The organism is Lentzea rhizosphaerae, assembly GCF_042649515.1.
Taxonomy (GTDB): domain Bacteria; phylum Actinomycetota; class Actinomycetes; order Mycobacteriales; family Pseudonocardiaceae; genus Lentzea; species Lentzea aerocolonigenes.
Window position 1 is genome coordinate 77944 of the sequence record NZ_JBHRZI010000018.1, and the last position, 20600, is coordinate 98543.

The window sequence follows — 20600 nt, forward strand, 5'->3', positions numbered from 1 at the left end:
GCAGCCCACAGTGGCCTAGACCGTTACAGTCAGGCAATAGGTGCAATGAAGATTGCGCTCAGCGCAACGGATCGTTCCAGGTCAACCGGGCCTTCTCGGCCTCGAGGTCGTAGGCGGGCGGAGGGAACTTCGGGTCCATCTCCCGCAGGGTCTCCAGCAGCAACCGGCTCACCGCCCAGTTCCGGTACCACTTGCGGTCGGCGGGAACCGCGTACCAGGGCGTGTCCGCGCAGTTCCGCAACGCCAGGGTGTACGCCTCCTGGTACCTCGACCACTTGGAGCGCACGTCGATGTCGGCAGGGTTGTACTTCCAGTTCTTGCGCGGGTCGTCCAGCCGTGCGAGCAGGCGTTCCTTCTGCACCTCCGGTGAGATGTGCAGGAAGCACTTGATCACCGTGGTGCCGGCGTCCGCGAGCTCCTTCTCGAACGCGTTGATCTCCTTGTAGCGCTTCTTGATCTCGGCGGCCGTGAGCAGACGCTCCACCTTCGGCACGAGGACGTCCTCGTAGTGGGAACGGTCGAACGCGCCGATGCGCCCCTTCTCCGGAAGAACCTTCCTGATGCGCCACAGGAAGTGCTGGCGACGTTCGGCGGGAGTCGGCTTCTTGAACGACGCGATGCGCACGCCCTGCGGGTTCACCAGACCGACGACGTGCCTGACGACGCCACCCTTGCCGGAGGTGTCCATCCCTTGCAACACGAGGAGCACCGCGCGAGAGTTCTCCGCGTACAGCGCCTCCTGCAGGCCGTCCAGCTCGGTCCCGGTGGCGGCGAGGTCCTCCGCGGCCTCCTTCTTGTTCTTGGGGCCGATCGGACGACCGGCCGGGTCGAGGGTGGAGAGATCCACCTGATCGAGTCGCAGGGCTTCACGAACCGACTTCTTCGCCATCATCTGACCGTAGCGATTCACCGCCGATCCCGCCCGCTGGGCAAAGATTCGCCGCTGATCGGTGAATCTACGCAACGAACTGAGCCAGCGTGCAACGCATCACGGTCGAAATCGCTTGTTCTGCACCCTAGCCTTGGAGGATGACCGCCATCGCTGAGCACCGGACCGCGGAGACCACCAATTTGGCTAGCGCTGACTACGTCGCTCTTGACGAGGAGTGGAGCACGCACAACTACCACCCGCTGCCGGTGGTCATCTCGCAGGGCGAGGGGGCGTGGGTCACCGACGTCGAAGGCCGCCGCTACCTGGACTTCCTGTCCGGCTACTCGTCGCTGAACTTCGGCCACCGCCACCCCGCCCTGGTGGCCGCCGCCGTCGACCAGCTCAGCCGCGTCACGCTGACCAGCCGTGCGTTCCACCACGACCAGTTCGGCCTGTTCTGCCGTGAGCTCGCCTCTCTGACCGGCACCGAGATGGTGCTCGCGATGAACTCCGGCGCCGAGGCCGTGGAGTCCGCGATCAAGGTCGCCCGCAAGTGGGCGTACCAGGTCAAGGGCGTGCCGGAGGGCACTGCCGAGATCATCGTGGCCGGGTCCAACTTCCACGGTCGCACCACGACCATCGTGTCGTTCTCGACCGACGAGACGGCGCGCAACGACTTCGGCCCGTTCACGCCGGGCTTCAAGGTGGTCAAGTACGGCACCCTCGACGAGGTCGAGTCCGCCATCTCGCCGCGCACCGCCGCGATCCTGATCGAGCCGATCCAGGGCGAGGCCGGCGTGGTCGTGCCGCCCGCCGGATACCTGGCCGGAATCCGCCGCCTGTGCGACGAGCACAACGTTCTGATGATCGCCGACGAGATCCAGTCCGGCCTCGGCCGCACCGGCGAGCTGTTCGCCTTGGACCACGAAGGTGTGCGCGCCGACCTCTACACGCTGGGCAAGGCACTGGGCGGCGGCATCCTGCCGGTGTCCGCGGTCGTGGGTTCCCGCGCGGTTCTGGGCGTGCTCAAGCCCGGTGAGCACGGGTCGACGTTCGGCGGCAACCCGCTCGCGTGCGCCGTGGGCCGTGCGGTCGTGCGGCTGCTGGAGACCGGCGAGTTCCAGGAGCGTTCCCGCGAGCTGGGCGCGTACCTGCACGCGGAACTGAACAAGCTCGTCGGCCACGGCGTGGCAGAGGTGCGCGGGCGCGGCCTGTGGGCCGGCGTCGAGATCGCGCCCGGCGGCCCGGTGGGACGTGCCGCGTCCGAGGCACTGGCCGCGCGCGGGGTGCTCTGCAAGGAGACCCACGCGTCGACGCTGCGGGTGGCACCTCCTCTGGTGATCACCCGCGAGGAGATCGACAAGGGCGTGCAGGCGATCGCGGAGGTCGTTCGTCCCGATTTGGGGTGATTCGCTCTCGATGAACGGCGCATTCGTCCACCTGAGGTGTACGAATGCGCCGTTCATCGTTTCTGTCTGAGGCATCATTACTCGTATGGGTGAACGGGTGCGCATGGAGGCCGCGGCTGCTCTGGGCACGTGGACCGAGCCGGAGGAGGTCTACGCGCAGGGCCGTGCGCTGCGGTCCTCTGTGGACTTCAAGGCCCACCGCGCCGCCTCGCTGGCCGCCTCGCGCCCGTCCGTGCTGGAGTTCGTGAACGCGAGCAACACCGGACGGCTGGAGCACCTGATCCCGTTGCGGATCGGCAGGATGCTCGCCAACCCGTTCGCCTTCTTCCGCGGCGCCGCCGGTCTCCAGGCGGGCGACCTCGCGGCCGGGTGCTCGACCGGCCTGCACGCTCAGTTGTGCGGTGATGCACACGCAGCGAACTTCGGCCTCTACGGCACGCCCGAGGGCCAGATCGTCATGGACATCAACGACTTCGACGAGACGCTGCCCGGCCCGTGGGAGTGGGACCTCAAGCGGCTCGTGGCGTCCCTGGTGCTGGCGGGCCGGGTCGGCGGTGTGTCGGACAAGGGCTGCCGCGACGCCGCCGAGGACGCGGTGAGCGCCTACCGCGCCGTGATCAGGCGCCTCGCGGAGATGCCGTTCATGGACTCGTGGACCGCGCTGGGCGACCAGTCCACGCTGTCGAAGGTCAAGGCCGACGACCTGATCAACGACTTCTCCAAGGCCGCCGAGAAGTCGCGCAAGAACACCAGCGCCCGCTTCGCCGCGAAGTGGACCGCCCACGACGGCGAGAAGTGGCGGTTCATCACGAACCCGCCGACGTTCACCGATGTCTCCCCTGCAACCGCACAGGCCGTGATCGCCGCGCTGCCGTCCTACGTGGACACCCTGCGCGAGTCGCGGCGGAACCTGATCATGCGTTACGGCGTGTCGGACGTGGCGTTCCGCGTCGTCGGCACGGGCAGCGTCGGCCTGCGCAACTACCTGATCCTGTTGCACGGCAACGGCACCGAGGCGCTGGTGTTGCAGGCCAAGGAAGCCCGCGCTTCCGCCCTGCAACCGTTCCTCGACGTCGAGCCCGCCAAGCACGAGGGCAAGCGGATCGTGCACGGCGCGCGGCTCGTGCAGGCCGAGTCGGACATCCTGCTGGGCTGGACGACGATCGAGGGCCGGCCGTTCATCGTGCGGCAGTTCCGCAACCGCAAGGGCGAGATCGACGCGACCACGCTGAAGCGCGACGACCTCGACGACTACGGCCGGTTCGCGGGCGCCCTGCTGGCCCGCGCGCACACGCGTTCACTCGATCCGCGGCTGCTCGCCGGGTACTTCCAGAACGGCGGCGGCGAGGATCTCGACGAGGCGTTCGCGAAGTACGCGTTCGACTACGCGGACCAGACCGAGGCCGACCACGAGGAGCTGACCCGGCTCGTCAGGAGCGGCAGGCTGCCCGCGGTCGTCGAGGACCGCTGACGCGCCTTCGGGCCTGTCGCGGAAAGTTGACCTAGCCTGGCGGTATGAAGATCCGCCGCGCCGCCTCCCCCGACGACGTGTTCGCCGCCGCGCACCTGTTCGACGCGCCGCCGCAGCCGGACGCGACGGCGCGGTTCCTGGCGCAGGATCACAGCCACCTGCTGATCGCCTACGTCGGCGACCAGCCGGCCGGGTTCGTGTCCGGTGTGGAGACGACACATCCGGACAAGGGCACCGAGATGTTCCTCTACGAGCTCGGCGTGGACGACGCGTTCCTGCGCCGCGGCATCGGCACGGCGTTGGTGGAGGCCCTGAAAACCCTTGCGGCGGAACGGGGTTGCTACGCGATGTGGACCGGGACCGCCGCAGGGGACGCGGCGGCGCAGGCCACCTACAAGAAGGCGGGCGGGTCGATCGACGACGGCGCCTTCGTCTCCTGGGAGCTCTGAGCCGTCAGCCGACGGCCCCCGGCCACAGCACGGCCTGGGCGACGATCACCCGTTCGCCGTCGAAGGTCACCGCGGGACCTTCGTGCAACCGGTAGCCCAGCGCGATCATCTCGCTGACCCTGCGGCAGAACGTCGCGTCGTCAGGCCCGGTCAGAACTCGGTAGACCGGCAGATCGTCCGGGGGTGCGCTCATGATCAGCTCCAGACCGGTTCGTCTACTTCGGACACTCGCCCGTCCGCCCGGAAGTGCAGGAACCGGTCGAACGACTTGGCGAACCACCGGTCGTGCGTGACCGCCACGACCGTGCCCTCGAAGTCGTTCAACGCGTTCTGCAGCGCCTCCGCCGACGCGAGGTCGAGGTTGTCCGTCGGCTCGTCGAGCAGCAGCAGCGTCGCCCCGGACAGCTCCAGCAGCAGGATCTGGAACCGCGCCTGCTGACCGCCCGAGAGGTTCTCGAACCGCTGGTCACCCGACTTGTCGAGCCCGTAGCGCTTCAGCACGGACATCGCCGCGCCACGATCGCGGCCACGACGCTGGTCGTCGCCGTGCCAGAGGATGTCGACGAGCGTGCGGCCGAGCCACTCCGGGTGCTCGTGCGTCTGCGCGAACAGGCCGGGCACCACACGGGCGCCGAGCTTCCACGCGCCGGTCGTGCGGACGTCGTCGCCGCCGAGCAGCCGCAGGAAGTGGCTCTTGCCGGACCCGTTCGAGCCGAGGACTGCGACCCGGTCGCCGAAGAAGATCTCCTGCGAGAACGGCTTCATCAGCCCGGTCAGCTCCAGCTCCTCGCACGTGATCGCGCGAACGCCGGTGCGGCCGCCCTTCAGCCGGGGATTGACCTTCTCGTCCGTGGGGATCTCCGGTGGTGGGCCGGCTTCCTCGAACCGTTGCAGCCGTGCGGCCATGACTCGGTACTTCGGCGCCATCGACTCGTAGTACTTCGCCTGCTGTTGGAGCGTGCGCACGAGTTCCTTGAGCCGCTCGTGCTCCTCGTTCCAGCGGCGGTGATCTTCCAGCAGCTTCTCGATGCGTTTCGCGCGGGCGGCGTGCCAGGTCGCGAACGAGCCGGCGTGCGTCCACGCGGAATGCGCCTCGACCGTGACGACGTGCGTGGCGGCGTTGGCCAGCAGCTCGCGGTCGTGGCTGACGACCAGCACGGCCTTGTCGGTGGCCTTCAGCCGGTCCTCCAGCCAGCGCTTGCCGGGCACGTCGAGGTAGTTGTCGGGCTCGTCGAGCAGCAGGACCTGCTCGTGGCCGCGCAGCAACGTTTCCAGGACCAGGCGTTTCTGCTCGCCGCCGGACAGCGTGCGCACCTCGCGGAACCGTGCCCGGTCGTAGGGCAGGCCGAGTGCGGCGACGGTGACGGTGTCCCAGAGCACCTCGACGTCGTACCCGCCGGCCTCGCCGTAGCTGGTGAGAGCGTTTGCGTACCGCATCTGGGCGGCTTCGTCGTCGGTGTCCATCAACGCGAGCTCGGCCTCGTCCAGCTCGGCCGCGGCCCGGCGCAGCGCCTCCGGGGCGACGGCGAGAAGCAGGTCGCGGACGAGTGAGTCGTCCCGCACGGACCCGATGAACTGCGGCATCACCGCCAGCCCGCCCTGCACGTGCACGCTGCCCTGCTTCGGGGTGAGCTCACCCGAAAGGATCCGTTGCAGCGTCGTCTTGCCGACACCGTTCGCGCCCACGAGCGCGACGACGGTCCCGCCGCTCACCTTGAACGAGACGTCGCGGAACAGCTCCCTGCCGTCGGGGAGTGCGTACGCGAGCCCGTTCGCTTCCAGATAACCCACGCCGGTGATGGTCGGGGGTGCCCAGTTCCCGGCGCCAGCGAGTTTCCGGCTAACGGAGGCGGATCGGGTACCTGCGCAGCACGAGCACACCGGCCGTGACCAGCAGGCACTGGAACGCCGGGCCGAACGCGCCGATCACCGTCAGCAGCACCGTGAGGCCGCCGAACACGAGCAGGAAGAGGTAGAACAGCCACGGGCGCACCTGGCGGTTCATCGTGCGGGCGAATCTCGGTTCGTCTGCCAGCAACCGCTGCTCGATCTCCTGGAGCGAGCGGCGTTCGGCTTCACTCAGCATGGGGGCCTCCGGAGGACGTCGGGACGTCATCATTCCCACTCGTCACCCAGTGGATACTCGAACGCCGCCTGAGTCAAACTCGGGATCGCCCGATCAGTCATACTCCCGCGCCTGCTCGGGGGATTCGAAGAAGCTCGCGCTGAGACTCGACGCACAGCAGTTCGCCGCCTACGAGGGTGCGCGCTGATCGACCGGGTCGCCGCGACCTGCTGACCCAGCCGGCGCTCAGGACCCCGCTGATCTTGGCCGTCGGCCGAGATCGACGCCGAGCTGCACCGCTGCTACGCCCGCGACATCTCCTGGTCAGCGGCTCAGCGCGACCAGCCGGGAAACCGCGCGCAGGTACTTCTTCCGGTACCCGCCCTTGAGCATCTCCTCGGTGAACAGGTCCGACAGCGGCTGACCGGACACGGCGACCGGGATGTCGCGGTCGTAGAGCCGGTCGCCGAACGCCACGAGCCGCAGCCCGACGTTCTGGTCCGGTGCCGGCTTGACGTCCTTGAGGTGCACGGCCGTGACGCCGTCGAGGAGCCGGCCGTACTTCGACGGGTGGATCCGGGCGAGCGCCTTGCACAGGTCGTCGAAGTCGTCGATGGTCGAGCCCGCGGTGTCGGCCGCCTTGGTCTCCAGCTCGTCGGACGACATCGGCGGCGGGGCGTCGGGCAGGCCGCGGTGGCGGTAGTCCGGGCCGTCGACGCGGACCACGTCGAACTTCGAGGACATCGACTGGATCTCGCGCAGGAAGTCGGCGGCGGCGAAGCGGCCCTCGCCGAGCTTGTCCGGCAGCGTGTTGGACGTGGCGGCGACGAACACGCCGGCCGCGGTCAGTTCCTTGATCAGGCGGGTGACCAGCATGGTGTCGCCGGGGTCGTCGAGCTCGAACTCGTCGATCGCGAGCAGCTTGTGGCCGCTCAGGCGCCGGACGGCCTCCGGGAAGGTCAGCACTCCGACGAGGTTCGTCAGCTCGACGAACGTGCCGTACGCCTTGGGGCCCGGCACGGCGTGCCACAGCGACGCGAGCAGGTGGGTCTTGCCGACGCCGAAGCCGCCGTCGAGGTAGAGGCCGAGCTTGCCCTCGTCGTCCTTCGACCCGAACAGCGACCACGTCTTCTTGCGCTTGAGGCTGACCCGCGCGGCGAACAGGCGGCCGGCCTCGACCGCGGCGGCCTGGCTCGGCTCGTCCGGGTTGGGGATGTAGGTGTCGAAGCTGACGGTGTCGAACCTCGGTGGCGGCACCAGGTTCTCGATCAGTTCGTCGGCACCGATCTGGGGATCCCGGTCGGACAAGCGCATGCCCGCAGCTTATCGGCGTGATGGGATGTGTCCGTGCAGATGTTGTGGCCCTCACCAGGCGTTGAGATGACCGACACAGCCCTCGAGTCGCTCTACGCCTATCCGCCGGACCGGACGTGGGTGACCGCCAACTTCGTGTCCAGCGTGGACGGTGCCGTCTCGGTCGACGGGCGCTCGGCGGGGCTGGGGTCGCCCGCGGACAAGAAGATCTTCACACTCGGCCGGGAACTGGCCGACGTCGTGCTGGTGGGAGCCGGAACGGTGTTGATCGAGGGCTACCGGCCCTCGGCACGGCTGCCGATCGCCGTGGTGACCGCGCGCGGGACGCTGACGCCGGACCTGCCGCTGTTCACCGGCTCCGCGGTGCCGCCGATCGTGATCACCTGCGCGGCCGCAGGACTCCCGCCGCTGCCCGCCGACGTGATCGTCGCCGGGGAGGACGAGGTCGACCTCGCGCAGGCGGTGTCCGAACTCGCGGCGCGCGGCCTCCACAGGATCAACCTGGAAGGTGGGCCGCGGCTGTTCGGGTCGATGATCGCGGACGGACTGGTCGACGCGCTGAACCTGACTATCTCGCCGTTGCTCGCCGTTGGTGACTCGTCGCGGATCGCGCACGGTCCGGTGGTGCCGCCGGTGGATCTGGAGCTCACGTCGGTCCTGCGCGCGGACGACGTCCTTTTGCTGCGGTACCAGCGGCGAAATTCCAGGTCAACTACTCAACCCTGAAGAGCGAACTTGAGGCTCGATCCCAAGGGCGTTGTTCGCGTTCATCGTCCACGGCTGGCTGCGCGTGTGCGGGCCGCATTTCCCGATGGCTGCTCAAGCAGCTGTCAGGTCGGGCACGTTGACGTGTACCCACGCCGACCGAGCCCGGGTTCGGACATTCACGGCGGCGACGACATCGGCAGGTCCAGCGAGACCACACCGACGACAAAGGAAAAAATCTCTGGCGGGACGGTTCGAACGTTCGGTGTGGCCGCACCGCGGACACATTTGGCTGGTGTACCGCGCATCGACGAGAATCACCGGCACACCAGCGCGTTTCGCCTTGTAACGGATGTGTTGTTCGAGCTGGTGGAACGGCCAGCTGGTGAGTGTGGCCCGCTGGTGCCGGGAAACCGTGACCCGGTCGCGGATACCGCCGAGGTCTTCCAGGGCAATACCGCGACCGGTGCGTTCGGCAACAGCCACAATCTTCTTGGCGACCTGATGATTCACGTGTGTCGAGTGCCGAGCTTCACGCTTGGTGCGCCGCTTCAACCGGCGCCGCGCCGACTTCGTCCGCTTCGCCTGCAGCTCAGCACGTTTGCGGGCATGCCAGCGTCGGTAGCGCTGCAGGCGACGGCCCTGGAAGTTGTCCAGGTCGCTGGTAGTGGCCAGGTTCACGATGCCTCGATCGACGCCGATCCAATCGACAGGTTCGATCTCGGGTTTCTCTGTGATGTCGCAAGTGGCGATCAGGAACCACATGCCGTCCCGGTGCACCAGATCCGACTCGCCCCTCCGATGCGCACGCAGCGTGGTGAGTTGGTCCGCGGAACCGGTGAAGCGCAAGTTCTTCATCCTGCCCGCGACAGTCCAGATCGACACGGTTCCCTGGTCGTACTGCCACGACAGACAGCGGTCATCGAATGGCTGCGCCGCATCAGACCGGAACCTGATCGGCTTCGATTCCGCCTTCACCCGACGTCTGCCGCCCGCAGGCCCGAGGTTGCCGTTGCGGATGTTCGCGTACAAGGAGGTGTACGCATCCGAGACTTTCTTGATCACATGCTGAGCGGCCTGCGCACCCAGACCCTGTGCCTTCAGTGGGGCGTAAGCGGCCTTACGCAAGGCGTACTCACGAAACACACCCGCCTCGAACGCTACCCGTGACACGGCAGCAGCTGCGTCGTTGCACGCGTGCAGAGTCGACCGCAACGCCACCGCCTGCTCGACAGTCGGCAGCAGCTTGACCTGCACGACGAGCTTCACCGCACGACCATACCGAACGCGTGTTCGAGGCTTGGTGCGGGCCGTCGGCGCAGAACCTGGAGAGCGCACCCTCCTGCCACCGGTCCGATGCTCATGCGACAACTTCGACGAAGAGGCAGGATGACCGCGTGGACCTACCGCTGACGCCACCTCTGCAGCCCATGCTCGCCACCGCGGTCGACGGTATACCGGATACTGCCGACCTGCTGTTCGAGCCCAAGTGGGACGGTTTCCGCTGCGTGGTGTTCCGCTCCGGCGACGAGGTCTTCCTGCAGTCCCGCAGCGGCAAGCCGCTCAACCGCTACTTCCCCGAGGTCGTCGCGTCGATGCTCGACGTGCTGCCTGACCGGGTGGTCGTCGACGGCGAGCTCGTCGTGGCGAAGAACGACGAGCTGGACTTCGACGCGTTGTCCGAGCGCATCCACCCGGCGGCGTCCCGCGTGACGATGCTGTCGGAGTCGACGCCCGCCACGTTCGTCGCGTTCGACCTGCTGGCGCTCGGGTCCGAGGTGCTGCTCGAGTCGCCGACGGTCGCGCGGCGCGAGGCGTTGCTCTCGTTGCCCGGCCTCAACATCACGCCCGCGACGACCTCGGTCGAGACGGCGCGGCAGTGGTTCACGCTGTTCGAGGGCGCCGGCCTGGACGGCGTGATGGGCAAGCCGTCGGACGGCCCGTACACGCCGGGCAAGCGCTCGATGATCAAGGTGAAGCACGCCCGCACCGCGGACGTCGTGCTCGCGGGCCTGCGCTGGCACAAGGACACCGAGCCCGGCACGGCCGTCGGCTCGCTGCTGCTCGGCGTCTACGACTCGAACGACGTCTTGCACCACATCGGGGTCTGCGGCTCGTTCAAGGCCGCCGAACGCCGTTCGTTGGCCGAGGAGCTCGCGCCGCTGATCACCGAGTCCGCCGACCACCCGTGGGCGAACCCCGTTCCGGGGCAACGGATTCCTGGCGAGATCAACCGCTGGCGCGGGAAGCAGGCCGAGTACGTGGCGTTGCGCCCGGAGCGGGTGCTGGAGATCCACTACACCCAGACCGAGGGCGAGCAGCCCGTGCGGTTGCGGCACAACGGCCAGTTCGCGCGGTGGCGCCCGGACCGCGAGCCGTTGTCGTGCCGCTACGACCAGCTCGACATCCCGGCCCGCTACGACGTGGCCTCGGTGCTGAAGGGCGAGCTGCGGGCCCGTTAGACCTCGGGCTTCGCCGACCGGGTCGCACCGACGGACGCGATCACGACGCAACAGACGGCGACCCACTGCGCCGGCCTGAGGTGCTCGCCGAGCAGCACCAGACCCGCCACCGCCGCGACCGCGGGCTCCAGCGACATCAGGATCCCGAACACGCGCGGCGGCATGCGGCGCAACGCCTCCAGCTCCAGCGAGTACGGGATCACCGACGACATCAGCGCCACGGCGAGCCCGGCCGCGAGCACGACCGGGTCGAGGATCGCGGTGCCCGCCGACGAGATGCCGAACGGCAACGCGATGACCGAGCCCACCACCATGGCGAGCGCGAGCCCTTTGCCGTCGGTCGTCTGACTGCCGAGCTTCGCCGTCACGAGGATGTACGCCGCCCAGCACGCGCCGGCGGCCAGCGCGAACAACACGCCCGTCCACAACAGACCGCCCTCGACCCGCGTGAGCAGCACCACACCGGCGCCCGCGAGCAGCACCCACACGCCGTCGAGCCAGCGCCGCGAACCGGCGACGGCCACCGCGAGCGGGCCGAGGAACTCGATGGTCACGGCCGCGCCGAGCGGGATGCGGTCGAGTGCGGCGTAGAAGCAGAGGTTCATCGCGGCCAGCACCGCGCCGTAGCTCACGACGACGGCGAGTGTGCGGCGGTCCATCCGCAGCGACGGCCGCCAGATCAGGACCAGCACCAGCGCGGCGACGACCAGGCGCAACGTGACGGTTCCCGCCGAGCCAGCGACCGCGAACAGCTGCTTCGCGATGGCCGCGCCGACCTGCACGCTGACGATCCCGAGCAGCACGAGCGCGGTCGGCGGGATGCCGCCGATCAGCCGGGCGACGGGGAGCCGGTCAGCGTGAGCCATGGCCCCATCCTGACTCACGATGTCCACTCGAATTCGAGACTCACCGTGCTCAATCCGAGAAGCCAACTGCGGCGATGAGTCTCGGCACAAAAGCGGTGCCGAGACTCACCGCGGTCTCACGTGGAAGGTGCGACGCTCACCTTCCCGGAGTGTGAACGAGAGTGAGGACATCTGTGCGTCGCGCTGCCTTGGCCCTTCTGGCAGTGAGCGTGCTGACGGCGTGCAGCGCGGGACCCTCGACCCGGCCGGTGATCGCGGTCAAGGGCGAGGAGAACCAGCCCGTCGACCAGAGCGCGCTCGCGGGCCCGCAGCCCGTGCCACCGCTGGACGAGTACAAGAAGGACTCGCTGGCGTGGTCACCGTGCAACGAGCAGATGAAGGACCGCCTCGGCGCCAACCCTCCCCAGGGCGACCAGACGTACGAGTGTGCGCGCATGACCGTGGTGCTCGACCCGCCGGGACGTCCGGGACGCGGCACGCTCGGCATCGCGCTGATGCGCGTCGGCACGGGCAAGAGCGCGTTGGTCGTGGTCAACGACCCCGGCGGTGAGCCCGGCACGGTGAAGGCGGCGCGCCTCGCGGCGTCGTTGCCGAAGGATCTCCTCAGCACGTACACGATCATCGGCGTGGACAGGCGCGGCACGGGCCGTTCGGACGGCATTTCGTGCGTACCGCAGGCAACGCGCGCGCAGCTCGTCGAGTACGACCCCGCCGAGACCGAGCAGTCGAACCTCGTCGTCGCCGCGGGTGAGGCGTCGCAGGAGTGCGTGCTCGACCTGGAGGGCAGGCTGACCGCGTTCGACTCCTGGCGCGCGGCCGCCGATCTCGAACGACTCCGCGACTACCTCGGCACCGACCGTCTCAACGCCATCGGTCTCGGCGAGGGCTCGCGCGTCGTCACGACCTACACGCAGCGCTACCCGAACCGCATCGGCCGCATCGTCCTCGACGGCGCCCCGGACCCGACGCTCGACCAGGTCGGCGTCCTCGAGTCGCGAGCGGTCGCGGCCGAGGCGACGTTCGACGAGTTCGCCAAGGACTGCAAGACCCGCGGCTGCGCCCTGGCCAACCCCCGCGAGGACGTGAAGGCTCTCCTGACGCAGCTGCGCACGACACGCGTCCGCGGCGAGTACGTGGACCTGACGCCCGGCTCCGCGCTGAACGCGGTCCTGGCCGGCCTCACCGAACGCTCACGCTGGCCCGCGCTGGCCGACGCACTGGTGAAGGCGCGCGCCGGTGACGCCAGCGGCCTGTTCGCCTTCCTCGACCCGCTGGTGAACGACCTCGAGGAGAACCCGCCCCGCTTCGACGCGGGCCTGGTGATCGGCTGCAACGACACTGCCACGCGCATCCCGCCGGACCGCGTGAAGGCGCTCGCCGCCGACTGGCAGAGCAAGCACGCGCTGTTCGGTGCCGTGTTCGCCCGCCAGCTTCTGCACTGCAACCCGTTCCCGCCGCCCAAGGCCGAGAAGCTCGACCCGTTGAAGAGCGCGCCGCCGATCGTGGTGCTCAGCACGGCCAACGACCCGGCGACGCCCGCGCCCGGCACCGAACACACGGCGCAGCGGCTGCCGGGGTCGGCGTTGATCGGGTGGCAGGGCAGCGGGCACGGGGCGCTGGCCCTGTCCGGTTGCGCCACGACGGCGGTGCGCGACTACCTGATCGACGCGAAGGTGCCGTCGAACGGCACCGTCTGCCCGCCCTGATACTCCGTAGCCTCGACGGGTATGGGGAACCAGCTCCACGGCACCGCGAACAACGTCGTGCAGGTCCGGGACGTCCACGGTGATCTGTACCTGCACCAGCCGCAGCCGACCATCCGCCCGGTGGTGCCGCACCAGCTCCCGGCCGACGTCCGGCAGTTCAGCGGCCGGGAGAACGAGCTCCGGCAGCTCGACGCGCTGCTGACCGAAGAGCCCGCGGCGGTGGTCATCTGCGCGATCGCCGGTACAGCCGGCGTCGGCAAGACCGCTTTGGCGGTGCGCTGGGCACACCGGGCGCGTGATCACTTCCCCGACGGCCAGCTGTACGCCGACCTGCTCGGCTACTCCCCCGACGCACCGGTCCAACCCGCCCAAGCGCTGGAAGGCTTTCTGCACGCGCTCGGCGTGTCCGGTGACGCGATTCCGCCGCGGCTGGACGACCAGGCCGCGCTCTACCGCTCGCTCCTCGACGGACGGCGGGTGCTGGTCGTGCTCGACAACGCGAGCTCACCGGACCAGGTCCGCCCGCTCCTGCCCGGTTCGAGCAGCTGCTTCGCCCTCGTCACCAGCCGCAGTGGCCTGGCAGGCCTCGTCGCCCGCAACGGCGCCCAGCGACTGACCCTGGACCTGTTGTCCCGCTACGAATCCCTGCGTCTGCTGCGCGATCTCGTCGGCGCGGCCCGGGTCGACGCCGAACCGGAAGCCTCCGCGACCCTGATCGACCAGTGCGGCCGGTTGCCGCTGGCGTTGCGCGTGGCAGGCGAACGAGCCGCGGCCGAACCGGGGCTTGCACTGAGCGAGCTCACCACCGAGCTGCAGGACGAACGCAGCCGCCTGGACCTGCTGTCCGACGACGACGGCGACGCGAGCACCGCCGTCCGCGCGGTCTTCTCGTGGTCGTACCGCAACCTGCCGCCGGCCGGTGCGCGGCTGTTCCGGTTGCTGGGCCTGCACCCCGGCCCGGACTTCGGCGTGCACGTGGCCGCCGCACTCGCCGATGTCCCTTTGCCTCAAGCGAAACGGCTCCTCCAGGCCCTTGCCGGGGCACACCTGGTCCAGGCGAACGGTTCCGGCAGGTACCGGTTCCACGACGTGCTACGCCTCTACGCGGCCGAGCTCGCCGAGTCCGAAGAGCCTGCCGAACTCCGGCTCGCGGCTGCCCGCCGCATGCTCCACTGGTACCTCCACTGCGCGATGACCGCCGACAGCCGTCTCCTGCCCCTGCTCACGGCACCCCGGATCCAGCTGCCGGAACCGCCGGTCGCTTCCCCGCCCTTCACCACCCGCGGCGAAGCCCTGGCGTGGTGCGAGGCCGAGGCCGCCAACCTCGCGGCAGCGACCCGGTGCGCTCACCAGCTCGGCGAACACGCACTGGCGGCTGCGTTTCCCTGGGCCCTGTGGAGCTACTACGACCTGCGCAAACCCTGGATCGACTGGATCGCCACCTACGAGATCGGGCTGTCATCCGCCCGCCTCCTCAACGACGACACGACCTGTGCCTGGATCATCAGGTCGCTCGGCGTCGCGTACTACGACCTCCAGCGCTTCGACGAGGCCGCCGCCCTCCTCGAGGAGTCGCTGGCGATCCGCCGGAGTCCGGGGAGTCTCGACATGCTCGGCTCCACCTACCGCAAGCAGGGCAACGTCGAGGCCGCGCTCGAATGCCACCGGGAGGCACTCGCGCTCCGGCTCGAAAGCGACCGTCCACGCGGCATCGCGGTCACGCTGAACCGGCTGGGTTCCACCTATCGCGACCTCGGACGCTTCGACGAGTCACTCGAGTACCTGAACAGGTCGCTCGCGCTCCGGCGCGAAATCGGCGATCTGCACGGACAGGGCTTCGCGCTCCACAGCATCGCGGCCACCTACGAGCAGCTCGACCGGCTGGACGAGGCGATGGAGGCGTACCGGGAGTCGCTGGTCGTCCGAAGGGAGATCGGCGACCGGCGCGGCGAGGCGGACATCCTGCTCTGCCTGGGGAAGATCCTGGCGCGGCAAGGCGAGACGGGCCGGGCACAGGAGGTGTGGGCGGAAGCTCTCGACACCTTCACCGATCTCGGCGCGCCTCAGGCCTCCGACGTGGCGAGAATGCTGCAAGACCTCGACAAGACGTGACAAGGGGAGCCTCCCGCCTGGCCGGAGCGGGAAGCTCCCCGAGCGAACCTCGTGTCAGCAGCTGGAACAGCAGCCGCAGCCGGGACCCGTGCACCCGGAACAGCACCCACACGTACCCATCAGGGCCTCCCCGTCCTCCAAGCCGGACCTGCGCGGGACATCCGCGCACCCCACGGTCCGCCCCGGCACCAGCCCTGGGAACCCCTCTCACCCGAACGCGCGGCGACAACCACCCGAGCCGTGGCAGCACGTGACTTCGCTACGCGCCCAGGTCGTCCAGAGCCTTCTGCGCTGCCTCCAGTTCGGCGCGCAACTGCTCCACCCGGGCCAGTTGCTGGGCACGCGCCGCGTTCAGGACGCCCTCGACGATCTCGGCGACCTCCGGGGTGAGCAGCTTCGCGGCCTGGGCCACAGCGGCCGGGGACACCGGCGTCGGGCGGATGGCCTTGCGGGTGCCCTGGAGCACCTCGACGGTCCACTCGCCCTCGCCCGCCGTCACCAGCGTCACGGTGACCTCGGGTGTGGCGCCCTTCGAGGACGGCTTGCGCGCCGCGGGCTTCGGGGCCGCCGGTTCGACTGGTGCGGCAGCGGGTTTCGGCTTGGGGGCCGCGGGCTTCACCGGCGCCTCCGGAACGTAGGGGTGAATGATCTCAGTCTCGCGCGGCGGCTCCGGCGGCGCAGGAGGTGGGGTCGCCGGCTTCTTGCGCGGCGGGGGCTTCTCCAGCGTCAACTCGGCCGGGGAGAAGGACATCTCGTCCTTCGAGCCCGTCGGCCTGACCTGGATGAAGTCACCCTCCTCCGGGTCGGTGAACGCCAGCAGTTTCGCCGACCTCCCCGCCTCCATCCCCACCGCGGCCGCCGTGAACCACACCAGCGGCTGGGTGCCTCCGTCCAGTTGCGAGCGCAGGCTGTCGACGTCCTCCGCCGACAGCCCGCTCTTCTTCGCCATCGCGCTGCCTCCCCACCGTTCGAACACCTGTGCCCCAGCATGCCGCATACCCCTGACATTTCTGAGCACCGGGTCGGCAGCAAGATCACTACCCAAAAATCCTACGGAGTTCCGTCGACCCCGCAGATGTAGCCGGCGTTGATGCAGTTGCGGACCCGCCGCTCCAGCTCAGCCGGGTCCCACGCGTTCATGAAGTCACCGTGGAACGTGTAGCCGGGCGCACTCGTCACGTTCGCGCCGTTGAGCGTGCCTCCCAACGACAACCCGGTGCCGTTCACCGGATAGGTGATCAGGAACTCCAGCCGCGGCACCACCACGGGATGCGACGACGGGCAGACCAGCCCCACCGCGAAGGCCATGTGGTCGCGGTGGTTCGCCGAGTCGAGGTCCCTCCCGTTCCAGCACGTCGGGAAGTCCAGGTACGTCTCGACCTTGGTGCCCGGCGGGCAGTTCAGGAAGTCGCGGTTCGACGGCGACTGCGTCGTGCACGACCACCGCGCCGCCGGGTTCTCCTCCGGCGACGTGGCCTTCGCGTTGCCCACCACGTACCGCAGCCCCTGGGGATGCGCGACGGCCCGCGTCCGGTCGTGAATGCCCTGGTAGTAGATCGTCACGCTGTCGGGCGCGACCGCCTGGCCGTTCTTGTAGAGCGTCGGCACCCAATAAGCCGACTTGTCCGAGATCGGGTTGCAGTTCGTCGACCCGGCCCGCAACGACGTCAGCGTGGAGAACGCGTTCGTCGTCCTGTTGCCGAAGAACTCGTGCATGTGTGAGACGCCGGACTGGTTCTGGAACACGATCGGGTCGTCCTGCCTGCGATGACTGGACGCGCAGGTGACCCGGAACTCGGACCCGGGAACAGCCTGCTGCTCCACCACCGCCCGCGCCTGCTCGGCGCTGTAGACGTGACTGTGCCCCGCGTGCGACACCGCCGGCCTCTGTCCCACGACGAGTCCCGCCGCCACGAGCGACACCGCCACCGCCGCGATGCCGATCGCACCTCGAATCCGCACGTGCATGGAAACTCCTCTCGCACCACGATGTGTGAGAGCGCTCTCATGACAAACGGTAAACCCAGTTGCCAGCAAATGTCCACGTGAGGATTGCTCGGACGATCACCCGATGACGTCGGGCTCGGCTTCCTCGGCACGCAGCCGGTACTCGCAGCCGTACTCGACCGCGTACGACAGCTCGTAGATGTGCACGATCTTCGGACCGCCGTGCAGGTGCACGTACGTCACGGTCTGCTTCGGGTCATCCGGCGTGGACGGCAGCGAGTCGACCCGGCCGTCGAGGGGACCGCCGACGTACCGCACGACGTACGGCTGGGACATGGCGACCTCCTCTCGCGTTCCCCCCAGTCTACGAGGTCAGCCAGTCGATCCGTTCCCGATACAGCCGGTTGGCTCACTCAGTCCTGTTTGCGGGCACGCGAAGGCTGCACCCGCATCGGCTCGCCCGGCATCTTCGGGTAGTCCGGCGGGTACGGCATCTCGCCACGCGGGTCGGCCGCGTACCACCCCAGCAGCGTCTCGATGCCGAACGCCTCCGAGTCGAGGCCCTCGTGCGGGTTCCCGCGCTCGGCGAGGTACTTCGGCACGGTCAGCACGTCGAAGTCATCGGGGTCCACAGTGGACAGTTCGTCCCACTCCACCGGTGTGGACACGGTCGCGCGGGCCGTTCCGCGCACCGACCAGGCCGAGGCGATCGTGCGGTCGCGGGCGGCCTGGTTGAAGTCGATGAAGACGCGCGAGCCGCGTTCTTCCTTCCACCAGGCCGAAGTCGCGAGGGACGGCGCGCGCTTCTCGACCTCGCGGGCCAGTGCGATCACCGCGTGCCGAACGTCGATGAAGTCCCACTCGGGGCGGATCCGGACGGCGACGTGGATGCCGCGGCCGCCGGAGGTCTTCGGGTAGCCGGTCAGGCCGGCGTCGGCGAGCACCTCGCGCAGCACCAGGGCGACGCGGGCGGCGTCGGAGAAGTCCGTGCCCGGCTGCGGGTCCAGGTCGATGCGCAGCTCGTCGGGGTGGTCGACGTCAGGCCGGCGGACGGGCCACGGGTGGAAGTCGAACGTGCCGAGGTTGGCCGCCCACACGATCACGGCTTCCTCGGTCGGGCAGATCTCGTCGGCGGGGCGGCCGGAGGGGAAGCGGACGGTCACTGTCTCGACGTAGTCGGGGGCGCCCTTCGGCACGCGCTTCTGGTAGAACGCCTCGCCCTCGACGCCGTCGACGTAGCGCTTCAGGACCACGGGACGGTCGCGCAGCACGGACAGCAGCGCGGGCGCGACGGTGCGGTAGTACTCGACCACCTGCCCCTTGGTGATGCCCCGCGCGGGGAAGTACGGCTTGTCCGGGTTGGACACCCGCACCAGCCGGTCACCGACCTCGAGCTCGATCGCCTTCGCCTTCGCAGCCACGCCGAAACACTAAAGGCCCCGGACGAACGCCGCGAGCGCCAGTTCGAAGCTGTCGTGGTCGAGTTCGCGGGCCACGCCGGCCAGCAGGTGGGCGCGGTCGAGGTGCGGGTAGCGGCCGGAGTAGTCGGCGGGATCGGCGGAGAAACCGCTGGAGAACGAGCTCAGCGCCGAACCGAACACGATGTACATCAGGCCCGCGGCGATCATCGTGGCCTCGCGGCGCGACCAGCCGGCGTCGACCAGGGCGCCGTGCAGGATGTCGAGCCGCTTCAACGACTCGTCACGACCGGCCGGGCCGTACGCCAGGAACGGGACGATGTTCGGGTGCGACGACAACGCCGCACGGTACGAGCGCGCGCACCGGATCAAGCCCTCCCTCCAGTCGACTTCGAAGCCGGACACGTCGACTGCAGACAATATGGAGGATGCGATGTCGTTGAGCAGCTGGTCCTTGGTGCGGACGTGCCCGTACAGCGACGCCGCCTGCACTCCGAGCTCGGCGGCGAGCTTGCGCATGGACAGGCCGTCGAGCCCGTCGCGGTCGATGACGGCCAGAGCCGTCGACCTGATGCGGTCGGGGCTCAGCAGAGGGGTGCTCGGCCGGGGCATGTGGGTTAACCTAACACTGTTCGGTTAATCGGGAGGACCCGTGGACTTGACGCTTTCGGACGAGCACCGGCAGCTCAGGGAGCTGGCACGGCGCTTCACTGACGAGCGCATCGTCCCGCACGCGACGCGGTGGGACCGTGAGGAGGCGATCGACCGGGACCTCGTGCCGGCACTCGGCGAGGTCGGGTTCCTCGGGCTCGGCATCGACGAGACCTACGGCGGGTCCGGCGGCGACAACCTCGCCTACTGCCTGGTGCTCGAAGAGATCGCGCGCGGCGACAGCGCCGTCCGGGGCCTCATCTCCGTCTCGCTCGGGCTGGTCGCGAAGTCGATCGCGAAGCACGGCGCCGAGGAGCAGAAGCAGCGCTGGCTGCCCGGCCTCACCGCGGGCACCCTGGTCGGCTGCTTCGCGCTCACCGAACCCGGCACCGGCAGCGACGCCGGCAGCCTGGTCACCAAGGCCACGAGGACGGACGACGGCTGGGTGCTCAACGGCCGCAAGGTCTTCATCACCAACGGCACGTGGGCGGACGTCGCGCTCGTGTTCGCCCGCACGGGAGGACCAGGTCCGAAGGGCATCAGCGCCTTCCTGGTCCCCACGAGCACCGAGGGCTTCACCGCCACCGAGATCAAGGGCAAGCTCGGCATGCGCGGCCAGGCCACCGCCGAGATCACCCTCGACGACGTCGAGGTCGGAGAAGACGCCCTGCTCAGCGAGGAAGGCTTCAAGCTCGCGATGGGCGCGCTCGACAAGGGCCGCATGTCCGTCGCCGCAGGATGCGTCGGTGCCGCGAGGGGCGCGCTGGAGGCCGCACTCCAGTACGCCGAGGAACGCGAGCAGTTCGGCAAGCCCATCGCGGGCTTCCAGCTCGTGCAGGAGCTCCTCGCGGACATGGCCGTCGAGACCGACGCCGCCCGGCTCCTCACGTGGCGCGTCGCCGACCTCGCGGACCGCGGCGAACCCATGAGCACCGAGGCCTCCATGGCCAAGCTCTACGCCAGCGAGGCCGCGGTCAGGGTCGCCAACAACGCCATCCAGGTCTTCGGCGGCTACGGCTACATCGACGAGTACCCGGTGGGCAAGTACCTCCGGGACGCCCGCGTCACCACCCTCTACGAGGGCACCAGCCAGATCCAGAAACTGCTGATCGGCCGCGCGCTCACGGGCGTGAACGCGTTCATCTGAAAGGAAA

General features: G+C 69.1%; 20 protein-coding genes. 8 read left to right on the forward strand and 12 right to left on the reverse strand.

Annotated elements, in window-relative coordinates:
* Positions 1–58 precede the first annotated feature (58 nt).
* Positions 59–889: a PPK2 family polyphosphate kinase gene (locus ACFOWZ_RS23855; RefSeq protein WP_382375990.1), complete on the reverse strand. Its 831-nt coding sequence runs from the start codon at positions 887–889 to the stop codon at positions 59–61.
* A gap of 140 nt (positions 890–1029) precedes the next feature.
* Between ACFOWZ_RS23855 and rocD the strand changes: the two genes are divergently transcribed.
* The 3 genes from rocD (at position 1030) to ACFOWZ_RS23870 (ending at position 4200) form a co-directional block, all read left to right on the forward strand.
* Positions 1030–2280: an ornithine--oxo-acid transaminase gene (gene rocD / locus ACFOWZ_RS23860; RefSeq protein ID WP_382375992.1), complete on the forward strand. Its 1251-nt coding sequence runs from the start codon at positions 1030–1032 to the stop codon at positions 2278–2280.
* 85 nt (positions 2281–2365) lie between these two features.
* The gene (locus ACFOWZ_RS23865; RefSeq protein ID WP_382375994.1) at positions 2366–3751 is read left to right on the forward strand and encodes a DUF2252 domain-containing protein; all 1386 of its coding nucleotides are present in this window, start codon (positions 2366–2368) and stop codon (positions 3749–3751) included.
* Between the two features lie 44 nt (positions 3752–3795).
* Complete coding sequence (locus ACFOWZ_RS23870; protein ID WP_382375996.1) at positions 3796–4200, forward strand: GNAT family N-acetyltransferase; 405 nt, start codon at positions 3796–3798, stop codon at positions 4198–4200.
* A gap of 4 nt (positions 4201–4204) precedes the next feature.
* Here the strand turns inward: ACFOWZ_RS23870 and ACFOWZ_RS23875 are convergent, their stop codons facing one another.
* The 4 genes from ACFOWZ_RS23875 to zapE form a co-directional block, all read right to left on the reverse strand.
* Complete coding sequence (locus tag ACFOWZ_RS23875) at positions 4205–4393, reverse strand: DUF1737 domain-containing protein (RefSeq protein WP_382375998.1); 189 nt, start codon at positions 4391–4393, stop codon at positions 4205–4207.
* A gap of 2 nt (positions 4394–4395) precedes the next feature.
* A complete protein-coding gene (locus ACFOWZ_RS23880; protein WP_382376000.1) occupies positions 4396–5991 on the reverse strand; it encodes an ABC-F family ATP-binding cassette domain-containing protein in 1596 nt (531 codons plus the stop codon).
* 49 nt (positions 5992–6040) lie between these two features.
* Positions 6041–6286: a DUF3040 domain-containing protein gene (locus tag ACFOWZ_RS23885; protein WP_382376002.1), complete on the reverse strand. Its 246-nt coding sequence runs from the start codon at positions 6284–6286 to the stop codon at positions 6041–6043.
* Between the two features lie 303 nt (positions 6287–6589).
* Positions 6590–7579, reverse strand: coding sequence for a cell division protein ZapE (gene zapE, locus ACFOWZ_RS23890; RefSeq protein ID WP_382376004.1), 990 nt, complete (start codon positions 7577–7579; stop codon positions 6590–6592).
* 66 nt (positions 7580–7645) lie between these two features.
* On the opposite strand from zapE, the gene ACFOWZ_RS23895 reads away from it, so the two are divergent.
* Positions 7646–8305: a dihydrofolate reductase family protein gene (locus ACFOWZ_RS23895; RefSeq protein ID WP_382376006.1), complete on the forward strand. Its 660-nt coding sequence runs from the start codon at positions 7646–7648 to the stop codon at positions 8303–8305.
* 93 nt (positions 8306–8398) lie between these two features.
* On the opposite strand, the gene ACFOWZ_RS23900 is transcribed toward ACFOWZ_RS23895, so the two are convergent.
* A complete protein-coding gene (locus ACFOWZ_RS23900; RefSeq protein ID WP_382376008.1) occupies positions 8399–9553 on the reverse strand; it encodes an RNA-guided endonuclease InsQ/TnpB family protein in 1155 nt (384 codons plus the stop codon).
* Positions 9554–9681: 128 nt separating this feature from the next.
* Between ACFOWZ_RS23900 and ACFOWZ_RS23905 the strand changes: the two genes are divergently transcribed.
* The gene (locus ACFOWZ_RS23905; RefSeq protein ID WP_030469016.1) at positions 9682–10746 is read left to right on the forward strand and encodes an ATP-dependent DNA ligase; all 1065 of its coding nucleotides are present in this window, start codon (positions 9682–9684) and stop codon (positions 10744–10746) included.
* Here the strand turns inward: ACFOWZ_RS23905 and ACFOWZ_RS23910 are convergent.
* Positions 10743–11612, reverse strand: coding sequence for an EamA family transporter (locus tag ACFOWZ_RS23910; RefSeq protein ID WP_382376011.1), 870 nt, complete (start codon positions 11610–11612; stop codon positions 10743–10745). The two genes, ACFOWZ_RS23905 and ACFOWZ_RS23910, sit on opposite strands and share 4 nt — an antisense overlap.
* Positions 11613–11815: 203 nt before the next feature.
* On the opposite strand from ACFOWZ_RS23910, the gene ACFOWZ_RS23915 reads away from it, so the two are divergent.
* Positions 11816–13318 carry an alpha/beta fold hydrolase gene (locus tag ACFOWZ_RS23915; protein ID WP_382376015.1) on the forward strand — a complete coding sequence of 501 codons (1503 nt, stop codon included), beginning with the start codon at positions 11816–11818 and terminating at the stop codon, positions 13316–13318.
* Between the two features lie 21 nt (positions 13319–13339).
* Positions 13340–15430 carry an ATP-binding protein gene (locus ACFOWZ_RS23920; protein ID WP_382376017.1) on the forward strand — a complete coding sequence of 697 codons (2091 nt, stop codon included), beginning with the start codon at positions 13340–13342 and terminating at the stop codon, positions 15428–15430.
* Positions 15431–15689: 259 nt separating this feature from the next.
* Here ACFOWZ_RS23920 and ACFOWZ_RS23925 read toward each other — a convergent pair whose 3' ends face one another.
* The 5 genes from ACFOWZ_RS23925 to ACFOWZ_RS23945 all read right to left on the reverse strand — a co-directional run bounded on the left by ACFOWZ_RS23925 (position 15690) and on the right by ACFOWZ_RS23945 (position 19407).
* Positions 15690–16379 carry a DUF6319 family protein gene (locus tag ACFOWZ_RS23925; protein WP_382376019.1) on the reverse strand — a complete coding sequence of 230 codons (690 nt, stop codon included), beginning with the start codon at positions 16377–16379 and terminating at the stop codon, positions 15690–15692.
* 101 nt (positions 16380–16480) lie between these two features.
* The gene (locus tag ACFOWZ_RS23930) at positions 16481–17398 is read right to left on the reverse strand and encodes a DUF1996 domain-containing protein (RefSeq protein WP_382376021.1); all 918 of its coding nucleotides are present in this window, start codon (positions 17396–17398) and stop codon (positions 16481–16483) included.
* A gap of 96 nt (positions 17399–17494) precedes the next feature.
* The gene (locus ACFOWZ_RS23935; protein WP_030469010.1) at positions 17495–17713 is read right to left on the reverse strand and encodes a hypothetical protein; all 219 of its coding nucleotides are present in this window, start codon (positions 17711–17713) and stop codon (positions 17495–17497) included.
* A 77-nt stretch (positions 17714–17790) separates the two neighbouring features.
* On the reverse strand, positions 17791–18798 hold the full coding sequence (gene ligD, locus ACFOWZ_RS23940; RefSeq protein WP_382376023.1) for a non-homologous end-joining DNA ligase: 1008 nt from the start codon (positions 18796–18798) through the stop codon (positions 17791–17793).
* 9 nt (positions 18799–18807) lie between these two features.
* On the reverse strand, positions 18808–19407 hold the full coding sequence (locus ACFOWZ_RS23945; RefSeq protein ID WP_382376025.1) for a TetR/AcrR family transcriptional regulator: 600 nt from the start codon (positions 19405–19407) through the stop codon (positions 18808–18810).
* 40 nt (positions 19408–19447) lie between these two features.
* Here ACFOWZ_RS23945 and ACFOWZ_RS23950 point away from each other — a divergent pair, with 40 nt between their 5' ends.
* A complete protein-coding gene (locus tag ACFOWZ_RS23950) occupies positions 19448–20593 on the forward strand; it encodes an acyl-CoA dehydrogenase family protein (RefSeq protein WP_382376027.1) in 1146 nt (381 codons plus the stop codon).
* Positions 20594–20600 lie beyond the last annotated feature (7 nt).